Annotated in this window: 11 protein-coding genes; all 11 read left to right on the top strand. The window is 73.5% G+C overall.

Annotated features, from left to right (window positions below):
- The first annotated feature begins 4 nt into the window (after positions 1 to 4).
- The 11 genes from ACIQZN_RS06645 (at position 5) to ACIQZN_RS06595 (ending at position 15156) form a co-directional block, all read left to right on the top strand.
- The gene (locus ACIQZN_RS06645) at positions 5 to 946 is read left to right on the top strand and encodes a carbohydrate ABC transporter permease (RefSeq protein WP_403988997.1); all 942 of its coding nucleotides are present in this window, start codon (positions 5 to 7) and stop codon (positions 944 to 946) included.
- 1 nt (position 947) lies between these two features.
- The gene (locus ACIQZN_RS06640) at positions 948 to 1850 is read left to right on the top strand and encodes a carbohydrate ABC transporter permease (protein WP_403988995.1); all 903 of its coding nucleotides are present in this window, start codon (positions 948 to 950) and stop codon (positions 1848 to 1850) included.
- A gap of 3 nt (positions 1851 to 1853) precedes the next feature.
- Positions 1854 to 3119 (top strand): 6-phospho-beta-glucosidase, encoded by a 1266-nt coding sequence (locus ACIQZN_RS06635; protein ID WP_403988993.1) that lies wholly within the window; start codon positions 1854 to 1856, stop codon positions 3117 to 3119.
- Positions 3110 to 4084, top strand: coding sequence for an N-acetylglucosamine kinase (locus ACIQZN_RS06630; RefSeq protein WP_403988991.1), 975 nt, complete (start codon positions 3110 to 3112; stop codon positions 4082 to 4084). Before ACIQZN_RS06635 ends, ACIQZN_RS06630 begins: the two co-directional genes overlap by 10 nt.
- A gap of 416 nt (positions 4085 to 4500) precedes the next feature.
- Entirely contained in the window at positions 4501 to 5826 is a 1326-nt protein-coding gene (locus ACIQZN_RS06625) for a hypothetical protein (protein WP_403989180.1), read from the top strand.
- Between the two features lie 83 nt (positions 5827 to 5909).
- Positions 5910 to 6881 carry a glutamate ABC transporter substrate-binding protein gene (locus ACIQZN_RS06620; RefSeq protein ID WP_403989178.1) on the top strand — a complete coding sequence of 324 codons (972 nt, stop codon included), beginning with the start codon at positions 5910 to 5912 and terminating at the stop codon, positions 6879 to 6881.
- Between the two features lie 76 nt (positions 6882 to 6957).
- Positions 6958 to 8298, top strand: coding sequence for a hypothetical protein (locus tag ACIQZN_RS06615; RefSeq protein ID WP_403988989.1), 1341 nt, complete (start codon positions 6958 to 6960; stop codon positions 8296 to 8298).
- Positions 8295 to 11024: a tetratricopeptide repeat protein gene (locus tag ACIQZN_RS06610; RefSeq protein WP_403988987.1), complete on the top strand. Its 2730-nt coding sequence runs from the start codon at positions 8295 to 8297 to the stop codon at positions 11022 to 11024. Before ACIQZN_RS06615 ends, ACIQZN_RS06610 begins: the two co-directional genes overlap by 4 nt.
- Before the next feature lie 2 nt (positions 11025 to 11026).
- Positions 11027 to 12256, top strand: a complete 1230-nt coding sequence (locus tag ACIQZN_RS06605) for a PP2C family protein-serine/threonine phosphatase (protein WP_403988985.1) — start codon at positions 11027 to 11029, stop codon at positions 12254 to 12256.
- A gap of 79 nt (positions 12257 to 12335) precedes the next feature.
- Entirely contained in the window at positions 12336 to 13664 is a 1329-nt protein-coding gene (locus tag ACIQZN_RS06600; protein WP_073965159.1) for a VWA domain-containing protein, read from the top strand.
- 106 nt (positions 13665 to 13770) lie between these two features.
- Positions 13771 to 15156 (top strand): FHA domain-containing protein, encoded by a 1386-nt coding sequence (locus ACIQZN_RS06595; protein ID WP_403988983.1) that lies wholly within the window; start codon positions 13771 to 13773, stop codon positions 15154 to 15156.
- The last annotated feature ends 104 nt before the right edge of the window (positions 15157 to 15260 follow it).

Genomic DNA, 15260 nt, shown 5'->3' with positions numbered 1-15260 from the left:
CGCGATGAGCACGTACACACTCCGCTCGAAGCGCCGCAGGTCGGCGCTTCGGACGGCGGCCTTCATGTCGCCCTGGCTGATCGGGTTCTGCGTCTTCTTCGCCTACCCGCTGATCTCCACGGTCTACTTCTCCTTCACCAGTTACGACGGCTTCGCCGCCCCCGAGTTCAGCGGCTTCAAGAACTGGTCGTACGTCTTCAACGACTACCCGATGTTCTGGCCGGCGCTGCGCAACACCCTGTGGCTGGTCATCGTGATGGTGACCTGCCGGGTGGTCTTCGGACTCGGTGTCGGGCTGCTGATCACCAAGATCAAGACGGGGACCGGTGTCTTCCGGACGCTGTTCTACCTGCCCTATCTCGCTCCGCCGGTCGCGGCCACGCTGGGCTTCGTCTTCCTGCTCAACCCCGGGACCGGGCCGGTCAACTCGATCCTCGGCGACCTGGGGATGGGCACGCCCGGCTGGTTCACCGACGCCACCTGGTCCAAGCCGGCGCTGACCGCGCTCGCGGTGTGGGGGGTGGGCGACCTGATGGTGATCTTCATGGCCGCGCTGCTCGACGTACCGAAGGAGCAGTACGAGGCGGCGGAGCTGGACGGAGCCACCGCGTACCACCGGTTCCGGTATGTCACGCTGCCGAACATCTCGCCGATCATCATGTTCGCCGTGGTCACCGGCATCATCCAGACGATGCAGTACTACACCCAGCCGCTGGTGGCCGGGAAGGTCGCGTCCGGGGTCATGGGCGGCTCGGGCCAGCAGTTCGAACCCGGCTATCCCGACAAGTCGACACTGACGCTTCCGCAGCTGGTCTACAACCTCGGTTTCCAGCGCTTCGACTACGGCTCCGCCTGTGTGGTCGCGCTCGTACTCTTCGTCCTCGCCATGGCGTTCACCGCACTGCTGATGCGGCGCCGCAGCGGACTGATCCAGGCAGGTGAGTGACATGGCGCAGGTTCTCGACCTCCCGAAGACCGCCGGACCGGTGGGTGACCCCGTCTCCCCCGCGCAGCGCGTCGCGCGCCGCAAGGCGCTGCTGAACTGGATCGCCGTGCACGCGCTCGGCGTGGCGGCGGCCCTCTTCTTCGTCCTGCCGTTCGTCTTCCTCGTGCTCACCTCGCTGATGAGCGACCAGCAGGCCCTCACCCGGGACCTTTGGCCGCACCCCTTCGAGTGGGCCAACTACAAACGGGTGTTCGACACCCCGGGCTTCCTGACCTGGTGGCGGAACACCCTGCTGTACGCGGGTCTGGGCACCGTCCTCACGGTGGTGTCCTCGCTGCCCGTGGCGTACGCGCTCGCCAAGTTCCGCTTCCGGGGCCGGCATCTGTCGCTGATGCTCGTCATCTCGATGATGATGCTGCCGCCGCAGGTCGTGGTCATCCCGATGTACCTGTTCTGGGCCAAGCAGCTGGACCTGTCCGGCACGCTGTGGCCGCTGATCATCCCGATGGCCTTCGGCGACGCGTTCTCCATCTTCCTGCTGCGGCAGTTCCTGCTGACCATCCCCGACGAGTACCTCGACGCGGCGAAGGTCGACGGCTGCGGCGAACTGCGCGCCCTGCTGCGCGTGGTGGTGCCGATGGCCAAGCCGGGGATCGCCGCCGTCGCCCTCTTCCAGTTCTTCTACGCCTGGAACGACTACTTCGGCCCGCAGATCTACGCCTCCGAGAACCCGGGGGCCTGGACGCTGAGTTACGGCCTTGAGTCCTTCAAGGGCGCGCACCACACCGACTGGAACCTGACCATGGCCGCGACCGTTCTGGTCATGGCCCCCGTGATCGTCGTCTTCTTCTTCGCACAGAAGGCTTTTGTCGAGGGCGTCACACTGACCGGAGTAAAGGGCTGAACCATGAAGCTCGCTGTAGTGGGTGGCGGGTCCACCTACACCCCCGAACTGATCGACGGATTCGCCCGGCTGCGTGACACGCTGCCGGTCGAGGAGCTGGTCCTCGTCGACCCGGCCGCCGACCGGCTCGACCTCGTGGGCGGCCTCGCCCGGCGGATCTTCGCCAAGCAGGGCCACCCGGGCCGCATCGTCACCACATCGGACGTCGACGCGGGCGTCGCCGGAGCGGACGCCGTCCTGCTCCAGCTGCGCGTCGGCGGCCAGGCCGCCCGCAACCAGGACGAGACCTGGCCCCTGGAGTGCGGCTGCATCGGCCAGGAGACCACCGGGGCCGGCGGCCTCGCCAAGGCCCTGCGCACCGTTCCGGTCGTCCTGGACATCGCCGAACGCGTCCGGCGCACCAACCCGGACGCCTGGATCATCGACTTCACCAACCCGGTCGGCATCGTCACCCGCGCCCTGCTCCAGGCCGGGCACAAGGCCGTCGGCCTGTGCAACGTGGCCATCGGCTTCCAGCGCAAGTTCGCCCGGCTGCTCGACGTGGCCCCCGGCGAGGTGCACCTCGACCACGTCGGGCTGAACCACCTCACCTGGGAGCTGGGGGTGCGCCTCGGCGGCCCCCAGGGCGAGAACGTGCTGCCGCGCCTGATCGCCGAGCACGGCGACGCCATCGCGGACGACCTGCACATGCCGCGCGCGATCGTGGACCGGCTCGGCGTCGTCCCCTCGTACTACCTGCGGTACTTCTACGCGCACGACGAGGTCGTCCGCGAGCTCGGCACCAAGCCCTCCCGGGCCGCCGAGGTCGCCGCCATGGAGAAGGAGCTCCTGGCGATGTACGGCGACCCGGCGCTGGACGAGAAGCCCGCGCTGCTCGCCAAGCGCGGCGGCGCCTTCTATTCGGAGGCGGCCGTGGACCTGGCGGCGGCCCTCCTGGGCGGCGGCGGCTCGGCGCACCAGGTGGTCAACACGTACAACAACGGCACCCTGCCCTTCCTCCCGGACGACGCGGTCATCGAGGTCCAGGCGAAGGTCGACGGCTCGGGCGCGACCCCGCTCGCCGTGCCCGCCCTGGACCCGCTGTACGCGGGGCTCATCGCCAACGTCACGGCTTACGAGGACCTGGCCCTGGAGGCCGCGCTGCACGGCGGCCGGGACCGGGTGTTCAAGGCGCTGCTCGCGCACCCCCTGATCGGCCAGTTCGCGTACGCCGAGGCGCTGACCGACAAGCTGATCGCGCACAACCGGGAGCACCTCGCGTGGGCGTGAACGGTTCCGTCCTCGCGATCGACGCGGGGAACAGCAAGACCGATGTGGCCCTCATCGGTGCGGACGGCACGGTGCTGTCCACGGCCAGGGGCGGCGGGTTCCAGCCGCCCCTGGCCGGTGTGGAGACGGCCGTCGACGTGCTCGGCGCGGCGGTGGAGCGGGCGTTCACCGAGGCCGGGGCGGACGCCGGGCAGGTCGCCCATGTCTCCGCCTGCCTGGCCAACGCGGACCTGCCGGTCGAGGAGGAGCAGCTGACGGCGGCGCTGGCCGCGCGCGGCTGGGGCCGGACCGTCGAGGTGCGCAACGACACCTTCGCGATCCTGCGGGCCGGGGTCGACGAACCGCGCGGCGTGGCCGTGGTGTGCGGCGCGGGCATCAACTGCGTCGGCATGGTCCCGGACGGGCGCACCGCGCGCTTCCCGGCGATCGGGCGGATCTCCGGTGACTGGGGCGGCGGTTCGGGCCTGTCCGAGGAGGCGCTGTGGTTCGCCGCGCGCGCCGAGGACGGCCGGGGCGAGCCGACCGAGCTGGCCCGGACGCTCCCCGCGCACTTCGGGCTCGACTCGATGTACGCGCTGATCGAGGCGCTGCACCTGGGCCGCATCGCGCCGGAGCGCCGCCACGAGCTGGCCCCGGTGCTCTTCGCGACGGGAGCCGCCGGCGATCCGGTGGCGCGGGCCCTGGTGGACCGGCTGGCCGAGGAGGTCGTGGCGCTGGCCTCGGTCGCGCTGAACCGCCTCGGGCTGCTGGACGAGGAGGCGCCGGTGCTGCTCGGCGGCAGCGTGCTGGCCGCGTGCCATCCGCAGTTGGACGACCGCATCCGCGAACTCCTCGCGGCGCGGGCCCCGAAGGCCGTGGTGCGCGTGGTGCGGGAGTCGCCGGTCCTCGGCGCGGGGCTCCTGGGCCTGGACCACACGGGCGCGGCGCCCGAGGTGCACGCGAGGCTGCGGGCGCAGTACGCCTGACCGCCGGCCCGTCAGGGGCGTCCCGTAGCCTGCGGGTTGCGGGGCGCCTTTCGGGGTTGAGGGAACCGATCGGGCGTCCCAGTCGTGTTGTTGATGGGGAGGACGGTCCGGAGGGGGATCGTGCCGTTCGCCTTGATCAACGGCGCCGGTCTTGATCGAATGCGGTTGACCGCGGCCGGTCGTGGCCGGCCGCTGCGTGGTCCGGTGCCCGATCCAGGCGTTCTGGATGTGGGTGCCGGTACCTGAGGCCATACTTCTGGCCGGGCACCAGTCCCCCGAACGGCCGGGGGCGGGCCGCCGTCAGTGACCGAGGGGGAGGTCGAGTGACACACCCGCCGAGTGCGCGTGAGGCGCAGCAACGCGCGCTGGGGCAGCAGCCCGCGCCGGAGGCCGCGCCCGCGCCGGCGCCCGCGCCCGTGCCGCCGCAGCCGAGCACCCTGGCCGTCGTCGTGGGACGGCTGCGTGCCGCCGCGACCACCGAACCGGGCCGGCTGCGCATCATCGGGGCCGTCCTGGCGCTCCTGGTCCTCGCGTTCGGGGCGGTGACGGCCTTCGAGATCAACGACCGGGCCGCCTCCGCCGACGACGTGGTGGAGCGCAGCCAGCCGCTGAGCGCGGACGCGGCGGGCATCTACCGCTCGCTCGCGGACGCGGACGCGGCGGCGGCGAGCGGCTTCCTGGCCGGGCCGCAGGAGCCGCGCGCGGTGCACGACCAGTATGTGAAGGACATCGAGGAGGCGTCCCGGCTCCTGGTGAAGGCCGCGGCGAACACGGACGCGGCCACCGCGTCCGGCCGCGAGATCACCACGCTCAACGAGGGGCTCCCCCGCTACACGGGTCTGATCGAGCGCGCCCGCGCCAACAACCGCCAGGGCCTCCCGCTGGGCGGCGCCTATCTGCGGTACGCGAACCAGACGATGTCCGGCGAGTTGCTGCCGGCCGCCGAGCGACTGTACGCGGCGGAGACCGGCCGGCTCGGCGACGACCAGAGTTCCGCCCGGAGTTGGCCGCTCTTCTCGCTCGTCGCCGGCATCGTCGCGCTGGCCGTGCTGGCCTGGGCGCAGCGCCGCAACTACCGCCGGACGAATCGGGTGTTCAACCACGGACTGCTGGCCGCGACGGCCGCGACGACGGTGCTGCTGCTGTGGCTCGCGGTCGGGCACACGGTGGCCAGGTCCGGCCTGGCCGAAGCCGATTCGCACGGGCAGCGGCCCATGGACGTGCTCAACCGGGCCCGCATCGACTCGCTGAAGGCGCGCGCCGACGAGAACCTGACGGTGGTCGCCCGGGGCGCGGTGCTCACCGCGGACGGCAAGAACGACAAGTACGAGACCGACTACACGGCGGGCATGAAGGCGCTCGGCGGGGAGCTGGCCGCGGCGGCGAAGCTGGCCGACGAGACCGGGGACGGCGAGGGCGGCAAGCCGGTCGCCGCGGCGGCCGCGGCGGTCGAGGAGTGGCAGGGCCGCCACCGTACGGCCCGCAAGACCGACGACGCCGGGGATTACGAATCGGCCCTGGAGCAGATCATCGGCCAGGAGAACTCCACGGGCGAGTCCTTCAAGAAGGTGGACGACGCGCTGCGCGACGCCCTGGCGCACGAGCAGGACGACTTCACCCGGGCCGCGCGGGACGGCCGCGGCGCCCTGGGGGGCCTGCCGGTCGGCGCGGCGATCCTGGCCGTGCTGGGCGCGGTCGCGGCGATCGTCGGGGTCAACCGCAGGCTCTCGGAGTTCCGGTGACAGGGGGAGCGATGACAGCGAAGGACCCGAATGCGGGCCGTGGGGCACTGCGCCGGCTGCGCGGGTGGGGCGGGGTGACGGCGATGGCCGCCGCCTGCGCGCTGACCGCGTCGCTGACCCTGCTGCCCCTCTCCCACGCGGGCGACGACGTCTTCGGCCCCCAGGTGACGGGGCCGGGCGCGGCGCACGCCCTCCAGGCGAAGGCCGACGGCTGCACGGACCCGGAGGCGAGCCTGCGGCCAGGCGAGGCGGACGGGGACGCGGTCCGCAAGATCAAGGAGCGCGGCAAGCTCATCGCGGGCGTCGACCAGAACAGCTTCCAGTGGGGCTTCCGCAATCCGGCGACCGGGAATCTCGAAGGCTTCGACATCGACCTGGTCCGGGCCCTCGCGAAGGACATCCTCGGCGACGGCGACAAGGTGATCTTCCGGGCGATCCCGACCAACCAGCGCATCGCCGCGCTGGAGAACGACAAGGTCGACGTGGTCGTGCGGACGATGACGATCAACTGCGCCCGGCTGAAGCAGGTCTCGTTCTCCACGGCGTACTTCCAGGCCGGCCAGCAGGTCCTGGCCGCGAAGGAGGACCACTCGATCACCGGTTTCAACTCCACGCTGCGCGGCAAGCGCATCTGCACCGCCGAGGGCTCCACGGCGTACGAGGCGCTGGAGAAGGAGTCGTTCGGCTCGGTCTTCAAGGACGAGCACGACGGCACCCCGGCCGACGAGGACCGGCTGACCGTCCCCAACCAGCTGGACTGCCTGGTACGGCTCCAGCTGGGCGAGGTCGACGCCGTCGTCACGGACAACGCGCTGGCAGCGGGCCAGGCCGCTCAGGACCCGGCGGTCGAGCTGAAGGGCGACCCGTTCACCACGGAGTACTACGGCGTCGCCACGAAGAAGGGCGCGGACGACCTGGTGTCCCGGGTCAACAAGGTCCTGGTCGACTACCGGGCCGGTGGCGCGGACAGCCTCTGGATGAAGTCGTACCGGTCCTGGCTCCAGGAGGGCCTGCCGGGGGTCCAGGGGCCGCCGGAGCCGAAGTACCGGGACTAGCGACGGCCCCGCCCTGCGGGCGGCGGCACTGATCCCGCGGGGCCCAGGCCCGGCGGGGAGAGCGGAGAGGTGATCGATGGGCGTCGCCGGCCCCTTCCCCGGCTATGCGGCCCGGCCGCCCGGTCCGGTCATGGACCGGGACGAGGCCGACCGTGCGCTGTCCCGGCTCGGCGCGGAGCACGAGGCGATCGAGACCTCGCTCCTCGCCCTCCAGGACCACGCGGGCCGCAGGCTCCTGGAGGGCGCCGAGCTGTCCGGTGTCACCAAGGAGCGGTGGGCCGTCACCGAGCGGTCGGTCACGCTGCTGTGGAGCTACTTCGACGCGTATACGGGGGTGCTGGAGCGGGCCCGTGAGGTGCGGGCCCGGCGCCGCCACCCCAACCGGGAGGACCTGACGGTCCTGACCGAGCTGCTGCGCGGCGAGGGCGTCGTCGTGGCGCACGGCGCCGCCGGGCACGACCCGTCGGTCACCGGCCCGGCCCGCCTCTCCGAGCGGTTCACGCTGGAGGAGCTGGTCTCCCGGATGAACGGCCTGTACGCGAGCGCCCTGGACATGGTGGTGGCCTCGGACACCGTGTGGTCGGCGATGCCCGCCCGTATAGACCTCCTCGCCGCCGAGCTGCGCCGCACCCACTCGCTGGCGCACTCGGTGGGCGTCCGGCCCGGCGAGCACCCGGCGGGCGACGAGCTGGAGGCGATCACCGCGGAGCTGGCCACGCTGCGGGCGCAGGTGATCTCGGACCCGCTGGCCTTCTGGCTGCCGGGGCCCGGGAGCGCGGCGCCCGGCGGCGGCCGCCCCGACACGGCGCGTTACGACCGGGCGGCCCAGGCGCTGGAGGAGGTGCGGCGCGAGGTCGAGGCGGTGCTCGCCGTACGGCAGGACGCCGAGCAGCGGCTGGTGCACCTGCGCGATGTGCTGTCCCGGGCCGACCGCACGCTGGCCGAGGCCCGGGTGGCGCGCGGCGAGGTGCTGGCCAAGATCGCCGCGTCGGAGGTGCCGGTGGTCAACGGACCGCCGACCGCGCTCCAGGAGCGGCTGGCCGCCGCTTCGGAGTACCGCAGGCATGCCCGCTGGCACCGCCTCTCGCCGCTCCTGGAGACCCTGGAGCGGGAGGCCGAGGAGGAGTTGCTGCGGGCCCGCGAGCAGCTGACGGCGGTGACCGCGCCGCTGGCCGTCCGGGCGGAGCTGCGCGGCCGGCTCGACGCGTACAAGGCGAAGGTGGCCCGCCACGGGCTGGCGGAGGACCCGGTCCTGATCGAGCGGTACGACGCGGCGCGCCGGATGCTGTGGAGCGCCCCGTGCGATCTGCGGGTCGCGGCGCAGGCGGTGCAGCGCTACCAGGACGCGGCGCTGGAGCTGCTGGGCAGAGGTGACAATCCGTCGTGGCGGCGGGGCGAAGAGGGGGAACGGACATGAGTACGCAGTGCCAGCGCCCCGCGTGCGAGGGCAGTTACGAGGACATGGGCGGCGGTGAGCTGTACTGCGACACCTGCGGTCTGGCGCCCGTCGTGTCGCCGAACGGGATGGTGAGCTCGCCGCCCACCGGGATCGCGGGCGGCGGCCGGGGCTCCAGCAGTGCTTCGGCACGCAGCAGTTCACAGGCGTCCTCGCGCTCCTCGTCGCGTTCGTCGACCTCCCGGCGTTCGGTGTCGGGGCGGCTCTCGCGGTCCCTGTCGCTGTCCGGCCGGACCGGCGCGCAGTCGGTGTCGGTGCGCTCCTCCGCCAAGTCGACCAACGCCTCGGGCCGCAACCGGCTGGGCGCGGGTCTGGTGCAGGTGCCGGACGTGCCGCGGCCCGATCCGCGTACGGCCGTCATGGAGAACCCGGAGGTGCCCGAGCGCAAGCGGTTCTGCTCGCGCTCCGACTGCGGGGCGCCGGTGGGCCGGGCCCGGGGCGACCGGCCGGGCCGCACCGAGGGGTTCTGCACCAAGTGCGGCCACCCGTACTCCTTCGTGCCGAAGCTGGAGGCGGGGGACGTCGTCCACGGGCAGTACGAGGTCGCGGGCTGTCTGGCGCACGGCGGGCTCGGCTGGGTCTACCTCGCGGTGGACAAGGCGGTCTCGGACCGCTGGGTGGTGCTCAAGGGCCTGCTCGACACGGGTGACCAGGACGCGATGGCGGCGGCGATCTCGGAGCGGCGGTTCCTCGCGGAGATCGAGCACTCCAACATCGTCCGGATCTACAACTTCGTGGAGCACCTGGACCAGCGGACCGGTTCGCTCGACGGCTACATCGTCATGGAGTACGTCGGCGGCAAGTCGCTCAAGGAGATCGCCAACGAGCGCCGCACACCGGCCGGGAAGCGCGATCCGCTGCCGGTCGAGCAGGCGTGCGCGTTCGGCATCGAGGCCCTGGAGGCGCTGGGCCATCTGCACAGCCGCAACCTGCTGTACTGCGACTTCAAGGTCGACAACGCGATCCAGACCGAGGACCAGCTGAAGCTGATCGACATGGGCGCGGTCCGCCGGATGGACGACGAGGAGTCGGCGATCTACGGCACCGTCGGCTACCAGGCGCCCGAGGTGGCGGAGCTGGGCCCGTCGGTCGCCTCCGACCTGTACACGGTGGCCCGCACGCTCGCGGTGCTCACCTTCGACTTCCAGGGGTACACGAACGTCTTCGTGGACTCGCTCCCGGACCCGGACAACATCGAGGTGTTCCGGAGCTACGAGTCGTTCTACCGGCTCCTGGTACGCGCCACCGACCCCGACCCGGCCCGCAGGTTCGCCTCGGCGGCGGAGATGGCCGAGCAGCTGACGGGCGTGCTGCGCGAGGTGGTCTCGCTCCAGTCGGGGCGCCCGCGCCCGGCGCTGTCCACGCTGTTCGGCGCGGAGTTGCGGGTCACCGACACGGAGCTGTTCGCGGACGGGGCGGGCGAGGTGTCGCACCTGGGCGCGCGGACCGCCGCCGCGTCCGGGGGCCGCTTCGGCCGCCGGAACGGCACGGGCGCCCCGGCGCCCGCCGCCACCCCGCCCGGCGGGATACCGGGGGCGCTGCCCGCCGGGCCGCCCCCCGCCTCGCCCACGGGCGCCGCCCCGGTGCCCTCGGCATCCACCCATGTCCGTACGCCGGGTGGGGCGGGCACCGGCCCGGGCCCCCTGCCGTACGCGCCCGCCGCGAGCGTCCCCGCGCCGCGCAGCCCGGTCCCCTCCCCCGGTGCCGCTCCGGTGCCGGCGGGCTCCGGGGTGCCCCGGCTGGCCGGGCTCGACGTGCGGGGGACCTCGCTCGCGCTGCCCGTGCCCCGGGTGGACGCGAGCGACCCGAACGCGGGCTTCCTGGCCGGGGTGATGGCGTCGGCGCCCGCCGAGCTGATCGCCGCGTTGCAGGCGGTGCCGGCCGCATCGCTGGAGACCCGGCTGCGCGAGCTGCGGGCCCACCTGGAGATGGGCGAGGTCGCCGCCGCCGCGCAGACCCTGGCCGCCCTGGAGGGGCAGCACGCCGACGACTGGCGCGTCGTCTGGTACCGGGGCCTCACCTCGCTGGTGACCGGCGACAAGGAGAACGCCGCGCTGTCGTTCGACGCGGTGTACGACGCGTTCCCCGGGGAGCCCGCGCCGAAGCTGGCCCTCGGTATCTGCGCGGAGGTGCTGGGGCAGCTGGACAACGCCGCCGAGTACTACCGGCTGGTGTGGCTGACCGACCCGAGCTTCGTCAGCGCGGCCTTCGGTCTGGCCCGGGTGCAGATCGCGGCCGGTGACCGGAGTGCGGCCGTCCGGACGCTGGAGTCGGTGCCGGAGGCGTCGATCCACTACACGGCGGCCCGGATCGCCGCCGTCCGGGCCCGGCTGCGTGAACGGGCCCCGCAGGAGCCGCTGATGGCGGACCTGACGGCCGCTTCGGCCCAGGTGTCGGCCCTCTCGGGGCTGGGGCTCGACGCGGTCCGGCGGGAGCGCCTCTCGACCGAGGTGCTGGGGACCGCGCTGGACTGGGTACTCTCCGGTAGCCCTTCGGGGCCGCAGCCGGCCGCGCACGCCGGGCCGCACGGCCCGGGGACGCTGCTCGGCAGCGAGCTGGACGAGCGCGGACTGCGGTTCGGTCTGGAGCGTGCGTACCGGATGCTCGCCCGGCTCGCGGAGCCCGGGGCCGAGAGGATCGAACTGGTGGAGCGGGCCAACCGCTTCCGCCCCCGAACGTGGGTGTGAACATGTCGCAGAACCACCAGGAGACCGCCTTGCCGAGGTGCCCCGGCTGCGAGGAGCCGCTGGAGCAGGGCGACCTGTTCTGCGGCGCCTGCGGGTACGACCTGTCGGCCGTGCCCGAGCCGCCCCGCGACCGCCCGACGGTCGCCATCACCACCCCGGGTGCGACGGCCGCCGACCCGGTCTCCGGGGTCCGTTACGACGGGCCGGGCGCATCCGGCGACTTCGAGCTGGCCGCCCCGGGCGGGGCGCCCGATCCCCGGGCGGTCCCGGAGCCCCCGCAGCAGGCCCCCGCGCCCGCCCCGGCCCCGGCGGCCGGCGGCAAGGTGTGCGTGGCCTGCCGGGCCGGGCGGGTCGACGGCGACGGCTACTGCGAGAACTGCGGCCACGCGCAGCCGCGCGAGCGCGACCACATGGAGCAGGAGCTCGGCTCGGTCGCCGCGGTGAGCGACCGGGGGCTGCGCCACCATCGCAACGAGGACTCGTTCGCGGTGTCCACGACGGCCCTGCCGGACGGCTCGGCGGCCGTCGTGGCGATCGTCTGCGACGGGGTGTCCTCGGCCAGCCGGCCCGACGAGGCGTCGGCGGCGGCGGCGAGCGCGGCCAACGAGTCCCTGCTGGCGTCGCTGCCGCGCGGCACGCACCCGCAGCAGGCGATGCACGAGGCGATCGTGGCGGCCGCGGAGTCGGTCAACCGGCTGGCCGAGCAGGCCGGTCAGGAGCGCGAGCAGCACCGCCACCAGAACGCCCCGGCGTGCACCCTGGTCGGCGCGGTCATGGCGAGCGGCCTGCTCGTCGTCGGCTGGGTCGGCGACAGCCGCGTGTACTGGGTGCCCGAGGACCGCTCCACCGCGCCCGCCCGGCTCACCGAGGACGACTCGTGGGCCGCGCAGATGGTGGCGACGGGCCTGATGAACGAGGCGGAGGCGTACGCGGACGAGCGCGCCCACGCCATCACGGGCTGGCTCGGCGCGGACGCGTACGAACTGGAGCCGCACACCGCCTCGTTCAAGCCGGACCGGCCGGGCGTCGTGGTGGTCTGCACGGACGGCCTGTGGAACTACGCGGAGTCCGCCGCCGAGATGGCCGCCGCGGTGCCCGAGGACGCGTACGCCCGCCCGCTGCACGGCGCCCAGGTCCTGGTCGGCCACGCCCTGGACGGCGGCGGCCACGACAACGTAACAGTGGCCCTGCTGCCGTTCGCCGTGTCACCGCAAGGGGCAGGCTCCGCCTGATACCGGGTGATTCACCCCTCTACGCCTTTGTCCGTACCTCTGGCTTCATCGAGACGTGGAGCCTCAAGGAGCCGATCAGATGGCCAACTTCTCCAAGTCGAACGTGCCGCAGTTCTCCGTCGAGGTGTACCAGAACGAGTTCCTGCCCGAGGGCGGCCGCGAGGTCAACGGCATCATCACGGTCACCTCGACCGGGGGCGGCACCACCGGGGGCGTACCGCTGCCGGGGCGGGCCGCCGGGGCCGCCGTGGTGATCATGGTGGACTGCTCCGGTTCGATGGACTACCCGCCGACCAAGATGCGCAACGCCCGCGACGCGACGGCGGCGGCCGTGGACACCCTGCGCGACGGCACCTCGTTCGCCGTGGTCGCCGGGACGCACGTGGCCAAGGAGGTCTACCCGGGCAACGGCCGACTCGCGGTCGCCGACCCGCGGACCCGGGCCGAGGCCCGGGAGGCCCTGCGCCGGCTGAGCGCGGGCGGCGGTACGGCGATCGGGACCTGGCTGCGGCTGGCGGACCGGCTGCTCGGCGCGGCGGACGTGGACATCCGGCACGGCATCCTGCTCACCGACGGGCGCAACGAGCACGAGTCGCCCGAGGACCTGCGCGCGGCGCTCGACGCCTGCGCGGGCCGGTTCACCTGTGACGCCCGCGGGGTCGGCACCGACTGGGAGGTGAAAGAAGTCACAGGGATCGCCTCGGCGCTCCTCGGCACCGCCGACATCGTCGCCGACCCGGCCGGGCTCGCGGCGGACTTCACGCGGATGATGGAGAACGCCATGGGCAAGGAGGTCGCGGACGTGGCGCTGCGGCTCTGGACCCCGGTCGGCGTGGAGATCCAGTTCGTGAAGCAGGTGGCGCCGACGGTCGCCGACCTGACCGGCCGCCGCACCGAGGCGGGCCCCCGCGCCGGGGACTACCCGACCGGTTCCTGGGGCGACGAGTCCCGCGACTACCACGTGTGCGTCCGGGTCCCGGAGGCCGGCATCGGTCAGGAGATGCTCGCCGCCCGGGTCTCGCTGATCCTTCCCGACCCATCGGGCGGGGCGCCGCAGACGCTCTCGCAGGGGCTGGTACGGGCGGTGTGGACGGACGACATGGTGGCGTCGACCTCGATCAATCCGCAGGTGGCGCACTACACGGGCCAGGCCGAACTAGCACAAGTCATCCAGCAGGGGCTCGATGCCCGCAAGTCGGGAGACTTCGACGGGGCCACGGCCAAACTGGGCCGAGCGGTGCAGTTGGCGTCGGCGTCCGGGAACGAGGACACTGCGAAACTGCTTTCGAAGGTGGTAGACGTCGTCGATGCGGCGACGGGTACTGTGCGACTGAAGGCGAAGGTCGCGGAAGCGGACGAGATGACTCTCGAAACGCGCTCCACGAAGACGGTCCGCGTCAAGAAATAACCACATATCCGCAACGATCAGCCGCCCGCCGGTTCAGGTCCGCCGGGCGGCGGAGCACGCCACATGACGGCCTGCGGGCCGGAGAAGGAGAGGGGGAAGCGCCGACATGCCGACCTGCCCGAACGGACACCAGTCGGGTTCCGAGGACTGGTGCGAGGTCTGCGGCCACCGCATGACCGGGGCGGGCGCGCCTGCGGGTGCGGTCCCCCCGCCGCCTCCCCCGCCGCCCGCACACGGTTACGGATACCCCCGGCCGCACGACCCGGACGCGACCGCCCAGGCCGAGCTGTGCCCGCAGTGCCGCACGCCGCGCGAGGCGATGGCGCCGTTCTGCGAGGAGTGCCGCTGGAACTTCCTCACGAACACGGCGACGTCCTACACCCCGCTGGCCCCCCGGCACGACCTCCCGAACGACCCCGGCCCCGCCGGCAACCGGCCGCCGGGCTTCCCGGCGCAGCAGCCGCCGCCCGGCCCGCCGCAGTCCCGCGACCCCTTCGACTACCAGGGCTCCCGCCCCTCGCAGGTGAACCGGTCCGCCGAGCCCCTCTCCACGGGCCCGGGCCAGTCCGGCCACCAGGGCCAGGGGCAGCCGCCGTTCGGCCAGGGCGGCCCCGGCGGCCAGGGCCCGCAGGGCGGCCCGCCGCCGTTCGGCCAGCACGGTCCCGGTCCGCAGGGCCCCGGCCAGCACGGTCCCGGTCCGCAGGGCCCCGGCCAGCACGGTCCCGGTCCGCAGGGGCCTCCGCCCCCGTACCAGCAGGGTCCGCAGGGCGGCCCGCAGAGCTCGCCGCCGCCGTTCCAGCAGCAGGGCGCGCCGCCCGCCTTCCAGCAGCAGACGGCGCCCCCGCCGGCCCCGCCGCGCACCGACGGCGACGACTGGCTGCTGTCCCCGCCCTCGCAGCCCGCGCCCCCGCCGGGCCCGGGCCCGCAGCCCCCGTTCCCGGGGCAGCAGGGGCCCGGCCAGCACGGCGGCCCCGGTCCCGGCCACCACGGCCCGGGTCCGCAGCACGGCGGCCCCCAGGGCCCCGGCCCCGGACAGCACGGCCCCGGTCCGCAGCACGGTCCCGGCCCCGGACGGCCGCCGCTGTCCAACAACTGGACCGCGTTCATCGCGCCCGACCGTGAGTACTTCCTGGCGATGATGCAGCGCAGCGGCCCCGAGGCGACCGGGCTCAACCTGCCCGCGTACTCCCCGGAGCAGCAGCTCGCGCTCACCGGCGGGCAGATCACGATCGGCCGCCGTCGGCACAGCACGGGCGAGTCTCCGGACATCGACCTGTCGGTGCCGCCGGAGGACCCGGGCGTCTCCCACCAGCACGCCGTGCTGGTGCAGCAGCCGGACGGCAGCTGGGCCGTGGTCGACCAGAACTCCACCAACGGCACGACGGTCAACGGCTCCGAGGAGCCGATCCAGCCCTACGTCCCCGTCCCGCTCCAGGACGGCGACCAGGTGCACGTCGGCGCGTGGACGACGATCACGGTCCGCCGGGACTGAGCAAACCGCAGACGGAAGCGGGGGGGGGGGGGGGGGGGGCCCCCCCCCCCCCCCCCCGCCCGGCGTAGTTAGTTACACCAAATTGCGGGGCCGCCCGGGGGGGT

Origin of the sequence: Streptomyces sp. NPDC097595 (assembly GCF_044761525.1) — a bacterium.
In the GTDB taxonomy this organism is placed as follows: Bacteria; Actinomycetota; Actinomycetes; order Streptomycetales; family Streptomycetaceae; genus Streptomyces; species Streptomyces drozdowiczii_A.
Note: the sequence above shows the minus strand (reverse complement) of the source record. Positions and strands in the feature narration are given on the sequence as shown.

Excerpts from the sequence above, each read along its gene's own strand:
- ACIQZN_RS06645 (WP_403988997.1), top strand. The coding sequence starts at position 5 with ATGAGCACGTACACACTCCGCTCGAAGCGCCGCAGGTCGGCGCTTCGG.
- ACIQZN_RS06640 (WP_403988995.1), top strand. The coding sequence starts at position 948 with ATGGCGCAGGTTCTCGACCTCCCGAAGACCGCCGGACCGGTGGGTGAC.
- ACIQZN_RS06635 (WP_403988993.1), top strand. The coding sequence starts at position 1,854 with ATGAAGCTCGCTGTAGTGGGTGGCGGGTCCACCTACACCCCCGAACTG.
- ACIQZN_RS06620 (WP_403989178.1), top strand. The coding sequence starts at position 5,910 with ATGGCCGCCGCCTGCGCGCTGACCGCGTCGCTGACCCTGCTGCCCCTC.
- ACIQZN_RS06615 (WP_403988989.1), top strand. The coding sequence starts at position 6,958 with ATGGGCGTCGCCGGCCCCTTCCCCGGCTATGCGGCCCGGCCGCCCGGT.
- ACIQZN_RS06610 (WP_403988987.1), top strand. The coding sequence starts at position 8,295 with ATGAGTACGCAGTGCCAGCGCCCCGCGTGCGAGGGCAGTTACGAGGAC.
- ACIQZN_RS06605 (WP_403988985.1), top strand. The coding sequence starts at position 11,027 with ATGTCGCAGAACCACCAGGAGACCGCCTTGCCGAGGTGCCCCGGCTGC.
- ACIQZN_RS06600 (WP_073965159.1), top strand. The coding sequence starts at position 12,336 with ATGGCCAACTTCTCCAAGTCGAACGTGCCGCAGTTCTCCGTCGAGGTG.
- ACIQZN_RS06595 (WP_403988983.1), top strand. The coding sequence starts at position 13,771 with ATGCCGACCTGCCCGAACGGACACCAGTCGGGTTCCGAGGACTGGTGC.